General features: G+C 60.1%; 11 protein-coding genes and 1 riboswitch. Of the genes, 1 reads left to right on the top strand and 10 read right to left on the bottom strand.

The features are described from left to right. Positions 1–344: 344 nt before the first annotated feature. The 10 genes from purN to purE form a co-directional block, all read right to left on the bottom strand. The gene (purN, locus tag IDH41_RS29545) at positions 345–956 is read right to left on the bottom strand and encodes a phosphoribosylglycinamide formyltransferase (RefSeq protein WP_190867660.1); all 612 of its coding nucleotides are present in this window, start codon (positions 954–956) and stop codon (positions 345–347) included. Continuing rightward, on the bottom strand, positions 956–1999 hold the full coding sequence (gene purM, locus IDH41_RS29540) for a phosphoribosylformylglycinamidine cyclo-ligase (RefSeq protein ID WP_190867658.1): 1044 nt from the start codon (positions 1997–1999) through the stop codon (positions 956–958). Before purM ends, purN begins: the two co-directional genes overlap by 1 nt. Positions 2000–2053: 54 nt before the next feature. Next, positions 2054–3523 carry an amidophosphoribosyltransferase gene (gene purF, locus IDH41_RS29535; RefSeq protein ID WP_190867668.1) on the bottom strand — a complete coding sequence of 490 codons (1470 nt, stop codon included), beginning with the start codon at positions 3521–3523 and terminating at the stop codon, positions 2054–2056. Positions 3524–3594: 71 nt separating this feature from the next. Further along, positions 3595–5838: a phosphoribosylformylglycinamidine synthase subunit PurL gene (gene purL, locus IDH41_RS29530; RefSeq protein ID WP_190867656.1), complete on the bottom strand. Its 2244-nt coding sequence runs from the start codon at positions 5836–5838 to the stop codon at positions 3595–3597. Beyond that, positions 5816–6511, bottom strand: coding sequence for a phosphoribosylformylglycinamidine synthase subunit PurQ (purQ, locus tag IDH41_RS29525; RefSeq protein WP_190867654.1), 696 nt, complete (start codon positions 6509–6511; stop codon positions 5816–5818). The genes purL and purQ overlap by 23 nt, the downstream gene beginning before the upstream one ends. 4 nt (positions 6512–6515) lie before the next feature. Further along, entirely contained in the window at positions 6516–6761 is a 246-nt protein-coding gene (purS, locus tag IDH41_RS29520) for a phosphoribosylformylglycinamidine synthase subunit PurS (protein ID WP_190867665.1), read from the bottom strand. Positions 6762–7954: 1193 nt separating this feature from the next. Next, positions 7955–8854: a phosphoribosylaminoimidazolesuccinocarboxamide synthase gene (locus tag IDH41_RS29515; protein ID WP_190867652.1), complete on the bottom strand. Its 900-nt coding sequence runs from the start codon at positions 8852–8854 to the stop codon at positions 7955–7957. A 16-nt stretch (positions 8855–8870) separates the two neighbouring features. Next, the gene (gene purB, locus IDH41_RS29510) at positions 8871–10166 is read right to left on the bottom strand and encodes an adenylosuccinate lyase (protein ID WP_190867651.1); all 1296 of its coding nucleotides are present in this window, start codon (positions 10164–10166) and stop codon (positions 8871–8873) included. A gap of 7 nt (positions 10167–10173) precedes the next feature. Further along, the gene (gene purK, locus IDH41_RS29505; protein ID WP_190867649.1) at positions 10174–11349 is read right to left on the bottom strand and encodes a 5-(carboxyamino)imidazole ribonucleotide synthase; all 1176 of its coding nucleotides are present in this window, start codon (positions 11347–11349) and stop codon (positions 10174–10176) included. Further along, positions 11346–11831 (bottom strand): 5-(carboxyamino)imidazole ribonucleotide mutase, encoded by a 486-nt coding sequence (purE, locus tag IDH41_RS29500; RefSeq protein ID WP_190867647.1) that lies wholly within the window; start codon positions 11829–11831, stop codon positions 11346–11348. Before purE ends, purK begins: the two co-directional genes overlap by 4 nt. Before the next feature lie 256 nt (positions 11832–12087). Then, a riboswitch (purine riboswitch) is annotated at positions 12088–12187 on the bottom strand. Between the two features lie 487 nt (positions 12188–12674). On the opposite strand from purE, the gene IDH41_RS29495 reads away from it, so the two are divergent. Continuing rightward, positions 12675–13952, top strand: a complete 1278-nt coding sequence (locus IDH41_RS29495) for a LysM peptidoglycan-binding domain-containing protein (protein WP_190867645.1) — start codon at positions 12675–12677, stop codon at positions 13950–13952. Positions 13953–14137: the final 185 nt, after the last annotated feature.

The raw sequence follows: 14137 nt of genomic DNA, 5'->3' as shown, positions 1-14137 counted from the left end.
TGATTTGTCCGCCAGCCGCCGTATGCGCCCAGTTCCGCCGCTTCCGGGGCCATCAGGTCTACTTTCTAGACCTGATCTGTCCAAACAAGCCTAAGTTTGCGCATCAGAGCTAATTTCTAGCTCTGATTTGTCCGCCAGCCGCCGTATGCGCCCAGTTCCGCCGCTTCCGGGGCCATCAGGTCTAATTTCTAGACCTGATCCGCCCAAACCAGCCTAAGTTTGCGCATCAGAGCTAATTTCTAGCTCTGATTTGCCCTCAGCTATATACTAGCTGAATCCGCCGCTTCCGGGTCGTTCGGGCACAGCCGCGCGCCCTGTCCGCCGGCTCGTCCGCGCAGCGCCCTCTACCGCCGCACCGTCACGCGCCGGCCGTCCAGCGTGACGCGGCCCTGCGCGATGTGCCGGATCACATCCGGCAGCAGCGCACGCTCCGCCGCGTGAATTTTCTCGGCGAGCGAGGACTCCGTCTCCTCCTCCGCCACCTCGACCGCGGCCTGCGCGATGATCGGCCCGCTGTCCATGCCGCCGTCCACGTAATGGACGGTGACGCCGGTCAGCTTGACGCCGTAGGCCAGCGCCTGGCCGATGCCGTTCACGCCGGGGAAAGCCGGCAGCAGCGCCGGATGAATGTTGATCATCCGGCCGTAGTACGGCTCCACGAGCACCGACGTGATGATGCGCATATAGCCCGCCAGCACGACCAGCTCGACGCCGCGCCGCGTCAGCTCGGCGAGAATTGCCGTCTCGTACGCCTCGCGGGACGGGTACTCCTTCGGCGCGAACAGGAACGTGTCCACGCCGGCCTTACGCGCCCGCTCGACGACCGGCGCCGACGGCTTGTCACAAACAAGAAGCTCGATGGTTACATCGAGCTTCCCTTCCCGCACCGCGTCCACGATCGCTTGGAAGTTCGTCCCTTGTCCCGAGGCGAATACGGCGATGCGTTGTGCTGCCATTATACGTCCGCTCCCGTAAACGTCACGATGCGGCTTCCTTCCGTAACCGTTCCGATACGGTAAGCCGACTCGCCGAGCTCGGCCGCGACGCGAAGCGCGTCTGCGGCTTGGTCCGCCGGCACGACGACGACGAGGCCGATGCCCATATTGAACGTCGTGAACATATCGCGGTTCGAAATGCCGCCCTTCTGCTGCATGAGCCCGAAGATCGGCAAAATCGGCCACGAGCCGTACTCGATGTCCACGTTGACGCCGTCCGGCAGGACGCGCGGAATATTTTCGATAAAGCCGCCGCCCGTAATGTGGGCCATCCCTTTCACTTCCACTTGCTCGATCAGCTTCAGCGCCGATTTCACGTAAATGCGCGTCGGCTCGAGCAGCACGTCGCCAAGCTTCGCGCCGCCCAGCTCCTCCAGCTGTTGATCGAGCGAATAGCCCGCTTCTTCCAGAAGCAGACGACGAACGAGCGAGAACCCGTTGCTGTGGATGCCGCTCGAAGCGATGCCGATCACCGCGTCGCCTGCGGCAATGGCAGAGCCGTCGATCATCTTCTTCCGGTCGACGATGCCGACCGTGAAGCCCGCGATGTCGTACTCGCCGCCGGCGTACATGCCCGGCATCTCCGCCGTCTCGCCGCCGATCAGGGAGCAGCCCGCCTGCACGCAGCCCTCCGAGATGCCGGCCACGATCGCTTCGATCTTCTCGGGCACGACTTTGTCGCAAGCGAGGTAGTCAAGGAAGAACAACGGTTCCGCGCCCTGCACGATAATGTCGTTCACGCACATCGCCACGGCATCGATGCCGATCGTGTCATGCTTGTCCATGGCAAAAGCGAGCTTCAGCTTCGTGCCGACGCCGTCCGTTCCGGATACGAGCACCGGCTCCTCGTACTTGTCCTTGTTCAAGCTGAATAGCCCGCCGAAGCCGCCAAGCTCCGCCAGCACCTCGGGACGGTAAGTCCGCTTCACGTGCTTCTTCATCCGTTCAACCGCTTCGTTACCAGCCGCAATATCGACGCCGGCTTTTTTGTACGCTTCTGACACTCTCGGTCACTCCTTCAAATTAATTGCTCTGCCTGCCGCCGCAATTCCGCGCGATTAGCAGCTGCAGCTCTTGTCCGATTCCTCGTTGACCGGGGTCGGATAGTCGTTATCGAAGCAGGCCAGGCACATGCCGCGATTATACGCGCCGTCATTGCCGCCGACCGCATCGACAAAGCCTTCGTCGCTCAAAAACGATAATGAGTCCGCGTTGATCTGCTTCCGGATCTCCTCGACCGTCCGGTAGGAAGCGATCAGCTCCTTGCGGTCCGGCGTATCGATGCCGTAGTAGCATGGATTTTTGAACGGCGGCGACGTAATCCGCACATGCACTTCCGTCGCTCCGGCTTCGCGCAGAAGGTTGACGATGCGCAGGGAAGTCGTGCCCCGCACGATCGAATCGTCGATCATGACGACGCGCTTGCCCTCTACGACTTTGCGTACGGCGGACAGCTTCATCTTTACGCCCTTCTCGCGCAGCTCCTGGGAAGGCTGGATGAACGTCCGGCCGGTATATTTGTTCTTGATCAGCCCGAGCTCGTACGGGATGCCGGTCTGCTCCGCATAGCCGATCGCCGCCGAGATGCTCGAATCGGGCACGCCCGTCACGATATCCGCGTCGACGAACGATTCCTGCGCCAGCTGGCGCCCCATCCGCTTGCGGGCCGAATGGATGTTGATGCTGTTAATATCGCTGTCCGGGCGGGCAAAATAAATATATTCCATCGCGCAGGTCGCTCTCCGCTCCACCTCGGCATACCGGTCCTCGCGCATGCCGTCCGCATCGAAGATGAGCAGCTCGCCCGGCTGAACGTCACGGACGTATTCCGCGCCGATCGATTCGAACGCGCACGACTCCGACGAGAACACATAGCCGTCGCCGATGCGGCCCATCACGAGCGGGCGAAGCCCGTTCGGATCGGACGCGACGAGCAGCTTGTCGTTCGTCATGATCAGGAACGCGAAGCCGCCGACAATGCGCTGCAGCGCTTCTTTCGCGGCCGTCTCGAAATCCTTCGGCGAGCGGGCGATCAAATGCGCGATAACCTCCGTGTCGCTCGACGTCTGGAAGATCGAGCCGGACATCTCCAGCTCCTTGCGAATTTCCGGCGCGTTCACGATGTTGCCGTTCGTGGCGACCGCCAGGTCGCCGTCCCGGTAACGGAAGATGAGCGGCTGCGCGTTGGCGAGACGGCTCTCGCCGGAAGTCGAGTAGCGAACGTGCCCGATGGCGCGGTCGCCCGCCAGCATGTCGAGCTTTTCTTTATCGAATACTTCCTTCACGAGACCCATTCCGCGGTGATAGGCGAACTTATTGCCGCTCGCCGTATCCACCGTGCAGATCCCCGCGCTTTCCTCGCCGCGGTGCTGGAGCGCATGAAGGCCGTAATAGGACAGGTTGGACGCGTCGGGGAGATTAAATACCCCGAACACGCCGCATTCCTCCCGCAATTTATCGAAAATATCGTCCCTGCCGATGCCCTCGTTGTAATGATCGCCGGTCCAAAGCGCATGACCGTCAAGCATCAGGCCGTTTTGCGCCAGCCCGCCGAGCGCCGTACGAGCCGCAACGGCGCGATCGCGCGCGGATCGGTCGATTACTTCATGAGACATGGAATCGCATCCTTCCAAACCTTCTCCAGATGTTGTACCGGCGCGTTAACGCCTGATTTGCCGTTTACGTTAATGGTAAGGCTGCTTCCCGTCACTTTGCCGATGACCGCATGCGTGACGCCTTGTTCGCCGAGCAATGCCGTCAGAGCATCCGCTTGCTCCGGCTTCGCCGACAGCAGGATGCGGGATTGCGATTCGCTGAACAGCAGATGGTCCGCGCGCAGGTCGGATTCAAGCGCCACTTCCGCGCCGATCCGTCCGCTGATGCACGATTCCGCCACCGCTACCGCGATGCCGCCTTCGGACAGGTCGTGCGCCGAAGCGACGAGCCCTTGCTGAATCGCGACGAGCACCGCCTCCTGCACCTTTTTCTCCGTTGCCAGATCGATTCCCGGGGGACGGCCGCTAGCCGCGCCTTCGAGCACGTACTGCAGCTCGCTGCCGCCAAGCTCCGCCTTCGTCTCGCCGACGAGAATAATAACGTCGCCTTCCGCTTTGAAGCTTTGCGTCGTGATGTGATCGATATCGTGCACGAGGCCGACCATGCCGATAACCGGCGTCGGGTAGATCGCGCCTTTCGCGTTCTCGTTGTACAAGCTGACGTTGCCGCCGATAACCGGCGTGTTCAGCATGACGCAAGCCTCGGACATGCCGTCCGCCGCTTTTTCCAATTGCCAGAACACTTCCGGCTTCTCCGGGTTGCCGAAGTTCAGGTTGTCCGTCACGGCAAGCGGCTCGGCGCCGGAGCAGATAATGTTGCGCGCCGCTTCCGCGACCGCGATGCGTCCGCCCACTTCCGGATCGAGGAAGACGTAACGGCCGTTGCAGTCCGTCGTCATCGCAAGCGCCTTGCGCGTGCCGCGAATCGTCACGACCGCCGCGTCGGAGCCCGGCTGCACCGCCGTCGACGTGCGAACCATATAATCGTATTGATTATAAACCCACTCTTTGCTCGCAACCGTCGGGGAGGCCAGCACCTTCTCGAGCGCGCCCGTCAGATCGGTCACTTCCGCGAAAGCCGCTGCTTCGACCGCCGCATTGTCGCGGTAGTACGCAGGCTCCGCGGACGGCTTATTGTATACCGGGCACTCGTCGACGAGCGCTTTTACCGGCATGTCGGCTACCTCTTCTCCTTTGTGGAACAAGCGAAGGCGCCCGTCATCGGTTACTTTGCCAACTTTGGCGCAAATAATGCCCCAACGCTCAAAAATTTCCTTCGCCTGCTCCTCATGCTGCGGCTCGACGACGAAGAGCATCCGCTCCTGCGATTCCGAGAGCATCATTTCGTAAGGCGTCATATTCGTTTCGCGCTGCGGCACCTCGTCGAGGTACAGCTCGAGGCCGTTGCCCGCTTTGGAAGCCATTTCCGCGCTGGAGCACGTCAGGCCCGCCGCGCCCATATCCTGAATGCCGAGGACGATGCCGGAATTGATCAGCTCGAGCGTCGCCTCCATGACGAGCTTCTCCATGAACGGATCGCCGACCTGCACCGCGGTGCGCTTCTCTTCGGATTCCTCCGACAGCTCCACGGAAGCGAACGTCGCGCCGTGAATGCCGTCGCGGCCCGTCGCCGGACCGACGTAGAACACCGGGTTGCCTACCCCTTTGGCCACGCCGCGCTGGATTTTGTCGTGGTCGATGAGGCCGACGCACATCGCGTTGACGAGCGGATTGCCTTCGTAGCTCTCGTCGAACATGACCTCGCCCGCGACCGTCGGAATGCCGATGCAGTTGCCGTAGCCCGCGATGCCGCCGACGACGTGCTCGAACAAATATTTGACTCGCTCGTTCTGAAGGTTGCCGAAGCGCAAGCTGTTCAGCAGCGCGATCGGACGGGCGCCCATCGAGAAAATGTCGCGGATAATGCCGCCGACGCCGGTCGCCGCCCCTTGGTAAGGCTCGACCGCCGACGGATGGTTATGCGATTCGATTTTGAAGACGACCGCCTGGTTGTCGCCGATGTCGACGATGCCCGCGCCTTCGCCCGGACCCATCAGGACGCGAGGCCCGGTGATCGGAAACTTTTTCAAAATCGGCTTGGAGTTTTTGTAAGAGCAGTGCTCCGACCACATGACGCTGAATACGCCAATCTCCGTATAGTTCGGCTTACGGCCGAGAAATCCGCAAATAAGCTCGTATTCGTAATCCGTCACACCGAATTGGGTGTAAATCCGCTGATCGGCAATTTGCTCCGCCGTCGGTTCCTTAGCCGTTAACTGCTGCGCCATGCTGTTCCCTCCATGCGTTTAAAATCGATGTAAACATCCGTTTGCCGTCCTCCGAGCCGAGCAATTGGTCGACCGCGCGCTCCGGATGCGGCATCATGCCGACCACGTTGCCCGCTTTGTTGCTGATGCCCGCGATATTCTCGACCGAGCCGTTCGGATTCGTGTCGCCCGCGTAGCGGAACACGATTTGATTGTTCGCTTTAAGCTCGGCCAGCGTCGCGTCGTCGCAGAAATAGTTGCCTTCGCCGTGCGCGATCGGAATCGTGATGAGTTCACCCTGCGAATACTGATTGGTGAAGGCCGTCTTGTTGTTCGCCACTTCAAGCCGTTCCTGCTGGCACACGAATTTCAGTCCGTTGTTGCGGATCAGTGCGCCGGGCAGCAGGCCCGCTTCCGTCAAAATTTGAAAACCATTGCAAATGCCCAGGATATATTTGCCGGCTTCCGCCGCTTTTTTCACTTCGTTCATGACGGACGCGAACTGCGCGATCGCGCCGCAGCGCAAGTAATCGCCGTACGAGAAGCCGCCCGGCACGAGAATCGCGTCATAGGCCGACAGATCCGTTGCCGTATGCCATACGTAATCGACCTCCTGGCCGATGGTGTCCTCTACCGCCTTGTAGCAGTCGATGTCGCAGTTGGAGCCGGGAAATACGAGTACCGCAAACTTCATCGCCTTATCCCTCCAGTTCGAAACGATAGTCTTCCACGACCGTGTTCGCGAACAGCTTCTCGCACATCGCTTTGACGCGGGTCTCGGCTTCCGCGCGGTCGTTCGTGTCCAGCTCGACTTCCAAATATTTGCCGATGCGCACCTTCTCGACTTCGGAGAAGCCGAGCGTGTGAAGCGCGCCTTGCACGGCGGTTCCTTGCGGGTCCAAAACGTTTTGCTTGATGGTGACGTAGACGGTTGCCTTCATAATAGCCTCCTGGAAATGTGAGTTTTCCTCTTAAGGTGCGTTTATGCGAAAATGGTGGCGGCGCGCGGGCTCGGGGGTGTCTGCCTGCGTCGCATTCGAAGTCGGGAAATTCGGATTACACGCTTAGCGGTAAATTTCCCGAGCTTCAAGATGCGATCGCTGTCGCTCTCCGGCAGACACTCCCCGACTCTCCGCGCTCGCGCATTTTCGGTCAAACAAACCTTGCGAGGGTGGTCGGTGGAGCAAAGGTGCAGCCGCGCTTGCAGCCGGCTGCGTTTCTAGCGAAAATGCCGGCGGCGCGCCGGGCGCGGGGGTGTCTGCCTGCGTCGCATTCGAAGTCGGGAAATTAAGATTACACGCTTAGCGGTAAATTTCCCGAGCTTCAAGATGCGATCGCTGTCGCTCTCCGGCAGACACTCCCCGACTCTCCGCACTCGCGCATTTTCGGCCAAACAAACCCTGCGAGTGTGGTCGGTGGAGCAAAGGTGCAGCCGCGCTTGCAGCCGGCTGCGTTTCTAGCGAAAATGGTGGCGGCGCGCGGGTGTCTGCCTGCGTCGCATTCGAAGTCGGGAAATTAAGATTACACGCTTAGCGGTAAATTTCCCGAGCTTCAAGATGCGATCGCTGTCGCTCTCCGGCAGACACTCCCCGACTCTCCGCGCTCGCGCATTTTCGGTCAAACAAACCTTGCGAGTGTGGTCGGTGGAGCAAAGGTGCAGCCGCGCTTGCAGCCGGCTGCGATTATTTCATGCAGCGCCATTGTTGGCGGCCGCGAATTGTGAAATGCAGCGACATAGACCGTCCGCGCTTATTCATGAAGCGGCGCTGTCGCTCGCCGAGCGGCTTAGCGATGCCGCTTCTGCATACGCGTGCGCTGGCTTGCTCGCATCGGCTTTGAAATAACGGTAATTTATGGCGCTAATTCACGGATAAGGCGTGTTACTTGGCGATTAGCGGTAATTTGTGGCGTTATTTTAGCTTATTTCGATGTTCTTGTTCGATATGGCGTGAAATAGCGCCGGTTTTTACCGCTATTTCGATTATTCAAGCCGATCTGCCGCGATTAACGCCACTTTTTACCGCTATATCGATCGTTCAAGCCCGAATTCAGCGATTAACGCCGTTTATTACCGTTATTTCATGCCGTTAACCGCTACTGCGGCAGCCGCGCTGCGCCGGCCGCCTCCCGGGGTGGGTCAAATTAGCTCGGCGCCGGTCAAGCGGCGGTAAATATCGAGGTAGCGGGCCGTCGTCTCGGCCACGACCGATTCCGGAAGCGGCGCGGGCTTGCTGTCGCGGTCCCAGTCGGAGCCCAGCAAGTAAGTGCGCACCGGTTCTTTGTCCATGCTGTCGATCTCGATGTCGTACGCGTAATTCGCTTCCGCCCAGAAGCGGGACGAATCCGGCGTGAAAATTTCGTCGATGAGGATGACTTTGCCGTCGATCAGTCCGAATTCGAATTTGCAGTCGGCGAGAATGATGCCCTCCTCCGCGCAGCGGGCGTGCGCGAATTCGTACAGCTTGATGCTTCGCTCGCGCAGCTCCTCCGCCAGCCCCGCGCCGACCATCTCGGCCATCTTGGCGAACGGAATGTCCTCGTCGTGGCCGACGTCGTTCTTCGCGGCCGGCGTGAAGATCGGCGACGCGAGCCGTTCGTTCTTGCGAAGCCCCGCCGGAAGCTCGATGCCGTTGATTGCCGACGTTTGCTGATATTGTCTCCAGCCGCCGCCCGTGATATAGCCCCGGACGACGCATTCGATGTCGATGCGCTCCGCCTTGCGGGTCACCATGATGCGGTTTTTGAGCAGCTCGGGCTCGGTGACGATGCCGGCCAGCTTCTCTACGTCGGTGTGAACGACGTGGTTCGGCTGAATGCTCTCCGTCTGCTCGAACCAGTACGCCGACAGCCGGTTCAGCACGTTGCCCTTGTCCGGCACGGCCGGATCGAGCACGTAGTCGAACGCCGAAATCCGGTCGGTGACGACGATCAGGAAATGCTCGCCGAGATCGTATAATTCGCGAACCTTGCCTTTATAAATAAGCGGTGCCTTTATATAATCGACTGCCGTCGATAAAGCTTGCGGTTGTGCGCTCATCCGGCTTGCCTCCCCTTTAGTTCAGTCCCAAACGCGCGAAGATCGTATCGACATGCTTCAGATGCCATGACGGGTTGAAGCAGTCTTCGATTTCCTCCGCTGTGAGCACTTCCGTAATTTCCGGCGTCGATTCGACGATCGAGCGGAATTGGCGCTGCTCCTCCCAAGCCTGCATCGCGCGCGGCTGCACCGTGTCGTACGCCTGCTCGCGGCTGAAGCCCTTGTCGATCAGCTTCGTCATGACGCGGCCGGAGAACGGCACGCCGTACGTCGCCTGCATGTTGCGCTTCATGTTCTCCGGGAACACGGTCAGGTTGTTAATGATGTTGCCCAGACGGTTCAGCATGTAGTTCAGCAGCATGGTCGCGTCCGGCAGGATGACGCGCTCCGCCGACGAGTGGCTGATGTCGCGCTCATGCCAGAGCGGCACGTTCTCGTAAGCGGTCAGCATATGGCCGCGAATGACGCGGGAGAGGCCGGACATGTTCTCGCAGCCGATCGGGTTGCGCTTGTGCGGCATAGCCGACGAGCCCTTCTGGCCCTTTGCGAACGGCTCTTCGACTTCGCGGAATTCGCTCTTCTGCAAAGCGCGGATCTCCGTCGCGAATTTGTCCAGCGATGTAGCGACCAGAGCGATCGACGCCATATATTCGGCATGGCGGTCGCGCTGCAGCGTCTGCGTCGAGATCGGGGCCGGCGTAATGCCGAGCTTCCTGCAGACGAACTCTTCCACGAACGGGTCGATGTTCGCATAGGTGCCGACGGCGCCGGACATTTTGCCGAACTGGACTCCGTTCGCCGCATGCTTAAAGCGCTCCAGGTTCCGTTTCATTTCCTCGTGCCAAAGCGCCATCTTAAGACCGAAGGTCGTCGGCTCGGCATGAACGCCGTGCGTGCGGCCCATCATCGGCGTATCCTTATATTGAATCGCTTTGCCGCGCAAAATATCGATGAACCGCTCGATGTCCTTCGTCAAAATCTCGTTCGCCTGCAGCAGCAGGTAGCCTAGCGCCGTGTCGACGACGTCCGTCGACGTCAGGCCGTAATGCACCCATTTGCGCTCCGGACCGACCGTCTCGGATACGGCGCGCGTGAACGCGATGACGTCGTGGCGCGTGTCCTGTTCGATCTCGTAAATTCGGTCGATGTCAAAGCTTGCCGAGCGGCGAAGCGCTTCGACGTCCTCCTTCGGGATGACGCCAAGCTCGGACCAGGCCTCGCATGCGCACAGCTCGACCTCCAGCCATGCCTTGAATTTGTTCTCCTCCGTCCAGATTGCTCTCATTTCCGGTCTGCTGTAACGATCCAACATGTTTGCTTCACACCTTCCAAATAGTCGTTTCTTCCACCCAGGCAAGCGCTGCGTCTATATCGGGAGCCAGCACGTTGACATGGCCCATCTTCCGCTTGAATACCGCTTCCTTCTTCCCGTACAAATGCACCTTCGGCGCGACCGCAAGCCGCTCCGCCGCCTCGTCCTTGCCCGCCATCCGCTCGAGCAGCGGCGCGACGTGCTGGCCGAGCACGTTCACCATGACGACCGGGCTCATCAGAGCCGTATCGCCGAGCGGCAGGTTGCACACCGCCCGCACATGCTGCTCGAACTGCGACGTCCGGCAAGCCTCCATCGTGTAATGCCCGCTGTTATGCGGCCGCGGCGCAAGCTCGTTCACGAACAGCTCGCCGCCTTCCGAATAGAACAGCTCCACGGCGATCAGGCCGATGACGCCGAGCCCCTCGGCGATGCGCGCCGCGAGCCGCTCGGCTTCGCGCTGCACTTCTTCGCTTATCCTTGCCGGCACGATGGACAGATGCAATATATTATCGACGTGTATATTTTCCGCTACGGGGAATGCTTTTATTTCACCCTGCGGATTACGCGCCGCTATGACCGATAATTCCTTCTCGAAGCGGATGAACTGCTCGAGCACGAGCTGGACGCCCGCCCGGGCCAGCGTCTCGTACGCTTCCGGTATTTCGTTCTCGCCGCGAATAACCCATTGGCCCTTGCCGTCGTAGCCGCCCATAGCCGTCTTCAGCACGCACGGCGTCCCGAACGCGGCGACCGCCTCGCGCAGCTCGTCCTCGCTGCGGATCTCGCGGTACGGCGCCACGCGCACGCCCGCCGCTTCGATCGCCCGCTTCTCGCGCAGCCGGTGCTGCGTCGTGTAGAGCAGCTCGCTGCCCTGCGGCACGTACGATTCCGCCATGAGCATCGCGGCCACGCCGGCGTCGACGTTCTCGAACTCGTAAGTAATGACGTCCGCGCGCTTCGCCAGCTCCCTTGCCGCTTCGCTATCGTCGTAGGCGGCGACGATCTGCTCCGCCACCTGCCCGGCCGGCGCGTCCGGCGTCGGGTCGAGCGCGACGAAGCGGTAGCCCATCGCGCTGCCCGCATTCGCCATCATCCGGCCGAGCTGTCCGCCGCCGAGTATGCCTATCGTGCTGCCCGGCAGCAGCGTCTTCGCCTGGCGATTGTCCGCTCCGCCGCTCATAGCGTATCGCTGCTTTCGAGCACTTCCCGCTTCACGCGCTCGCGCCGCGCCTGGACGCGCGCCTGCACGTCGGGCTCGAACGCGCCGAGCAGCTGCGCGGCGAGCAGCCCCGCGTTCGTCGCGCCCGCATTGCCGATCGCCACCGTCGCGACCGGGATGCCGCCCGGCATCTGCACGATCGAGAGCAACGAATCGAGCCCGCTCAAATTCGACGATTTCACGGGAACGCCAATAACCGGCAAAATCGTCTTCGCAGCGACCATGCCGGGCAAGTGCGCGGCTCCGCCGGCTCCGGCGATGATCACCTTAAGCCCGCGCTCTGCCGCGTTTTCCGCGTATTCAAACATAAGATCCGGCGTCCGATGCGCCGAGACAACCTTTTTCTCGTAAGGAATTTGCAATTCCTCCAGAACGTCGCAGGCTAGTTTCATAGTGTCCCAATCCGATTTGCTGCCCATGATGACGCCCACCTTCGCAGACATGCGTTCAAACCCACTTTCCTCTATAAGATAATAAGGCATAGCCGAGAGGCTGCCCGATTTCCGAAATAAAAAAGCCCGAGTGCAATTCTCGCAAAGGAATTGCCGCCGGACTTCGAGCTGGAAGCGAGCGCTCGCGTCCGCTTCTTCATGGATCGAGCGAAGCCGCGCCCGGCATTCCCCGTTCAGACAACAGAAGGCTGCCCCCTTAAGAGAGGCAACCCATTCCGGCTGACAGGGTATTCCTATGCGGCGCTTCATTCGCTCCATGCATGCTCGTAGTCCGAAAGTTAAGGCTTCCGGGTAGAAACATTCGGGCCATATCCCAAACCTATACGAGTATATTCAATCTCTGTATCAAACCTATTCTAGTTTAGTCCAATCCCCCTTCTACTGTCAACAAAATACGAACATTAAAATGTTTATCCTTTAGAAAGGTTCGCTTTTCCGATTTATTTCCACAATAACAGGAAGGCGCGGCCGCGAATTGGGCCGATCGGCTTCTTAACGCCGCCCCTTGCCGCGTGCTTCAGTGCGCACCGGCCGGCAATTCCGGCATCGCCCATGCCAAGCAACTCGCGGCGGCTCTACTTGACGGCGGCAACCCGGACCTCAATCGCATTTCAAACTCCCGCCACCGTATTGTTCCCAGCTATAGACGTTCCTACAGCTTCGAGGATCCTTTTTTATTCTTAAGCCTGATTAAAAGCCGTTCCCGATCTATGGCAGACTAGGAACGGTTTTCTTTGAATACAGTTATAGGAGATGCTGCTCCGGCCTCATGCCGGATAAAGCGGATGCGCCGAACAAGCTTCGGCTAACGATCGAATAAGGAGGTTTGGTAAGGTGCAGATTCATGTCGTGCAGAGGGGCGATACCTTGTACCGGATGTCCCAGCGGTACGGCGTCACCGTGAACGAAATCGCCGCCGCGAACGGCATCGATAATCAGAATGCGCTCGTCGTCGGCCAATCGGTCATTATCCCGACGGAAGCGGCCAGCCACACGGTGCTCTCCGGCGAGACGCTATGGCTGATCGCGCAGCGGTACGGCGTCACGATTCAGGAGCTTGCCGCGGCCAATCGAATCACGAACCCCGCTCTCATTAATACCGGACAGACGCTCGTTATCCCCCAGGCCGCGAAGCCCGTGATCGAGGTCAACGCCTACACGGAGAAATTCGGACCGCCGGGCGTGGCGATTGTCGAGGAAATCGGCGAATACTTAACGTATTTAAGCCCGTTCAGCCACCGCGTCCGCGCGGACGGGACGTTCTCCGGCCTGGACGACGCCGCGGTCATTAACGCGGCTTACGCGAATCGCGTCGCCCCCATGATGGTCATCACGAATTTCGAGAACGGCACGTTCAGCTCGGATATCGCGCACGCGGTGCTTTCGGATACAGCCGCGCAGGAGAGGCTTATCGCGAACATACTCGCCACGATGAGGCAGAAGGGCTATCAGGCGCTGAACGTCGATTTCGAATATGTCCGCCCGGCCGACCGGGAGGCGTATAACGCGTTTCTCCAGCGGCTCGTCGACGCCCTGCATCCGCACAACTATCTCGTCTCGACATGCCTTGCCCCGAAAATCAGCGCCACGCAGACGGGAACGCTTTACGAGGCGCACGATTATCCGGCCCACGGCCGAATCGTCGATTTCGTCGTGCTCATGACCTACGAATGGGGCTGGTCCGGCGGGCCGCCTCGCGCCGTCGCTCCGCTCAACGAGGTCGTGAAGGTGCTGAACTATGCCGTGACCGTCATTCCGCCCGAGAAAATCCTCATGGGCATGCCGTTGTACGGCTACGACTGGACGCTGCCTTACGTGCAGGGCGCCAAATGGGCGCCGACCGTCTCCCCGAAGGAAGCCGTGGAGCGCGCGGCCGAGTTCGGCGGGACGATCCGCTACGACGAAGAGGGGCAATCGCCCTATTACAATTATTACGACCGGGAGGGCCGCGAGCATGTCGTCTGGTTCGAGGACGCGCGCAGCGTGCAGGCGAAGTTCAACGTCGTCAAAGCTTACAAGCTGCGCGGCGTCAGCTACTGGGTGCTCGGCGTCCCCTTCCCGCAGAACTGGTACGTGCTGAACGCCAACTTCACGATCAAGAAGCTGGTATGATTCACGCCGCCCGCAGAGGATTTCGTCCTCTCGGCGAAATTCGATAGAAGCAAGCCGATTCTCCTGCATAGAGGGACTCCCGGGATCGCGGGCAGTCCTTCTTTGCCGTGCCATGTCGTCCGCTTAACCAGGTTAAATATTTTTAAGAATCGCTTTGTCGATCGTTCCCGCATGCTAAGCTATAT

Source organism: Paenibacillus arenilitoris (assembly GCF_014705655.1).
Classification (GTDB): domain Bacteria; phylum Bacillota; class Bacilli; order Paenibacillales; family Paenibacillaceae; genus Pristimantibacillus; species Pristimantibacillus arenilitoris.
The sequence above is the reverse complement of the archived record's forward strand: the minus strand, read 5'-3'. Positions and strand labels throughout refer to the sequence as shown.

Excerpts from the sequence above, each read along its gene's own strand:
- purN (WP_190867660.1), bottom strand. The coding sequence starts at position 956 with ATGGCAGCACAACGCATCGCCGTATTCGCCTCGGGACAAGGGACGAAC.
- purF (WP_190867668.1), bottom strand. The coding sequence starts at position 3,523 with ATGCTTGACGGTCATGCGCTTTGGACCGGCGATCATTACAACGAGGGC.
- purL (WP_190867656.1), bottom strand. The coding sequence starts at position 5,838 with ATGGCGCAGCAGTTAACGGCTAAGGAACCGACGGCGGAGCAAATTGCC.
- purQ (WP_190867654.1), bottom strand. The coding sequence starts at position 6,511 with ATGAAGTTTGCGGTACTCGTATTTCCCGGCTCCAACTGCGACATCGAC.
- IDH41_RS29515 (WP_190867652.1), bottom strand. The coding sequence starts at position 8,854 with ATGAGCGCACAACCGCAAGCTTTATCGACGGCAGTCGATTATATAAAG.
- purB (WP_190867651.1), bottom strand. The coding sequence starts at position 10,166 with ATGTTGGATCGTTACAGCAGACCGGAAATGAGAGCAATCTGGACGGAG.
- purK (WP_190867649.1), bottom strand. The coding sequence starts at position 11,349 with ATGAGCGGCGGAGCGGACAATCGCCAGGCGAAGACGCTGCTGCCGGGC.
- purE (WP_190867647.1), bottom strand. The coding sequence starts at position 11,831 with ATGTCTGCGAAGGTGGGCGTCATCATGGGCAGCAAATCGGATTGGGAC.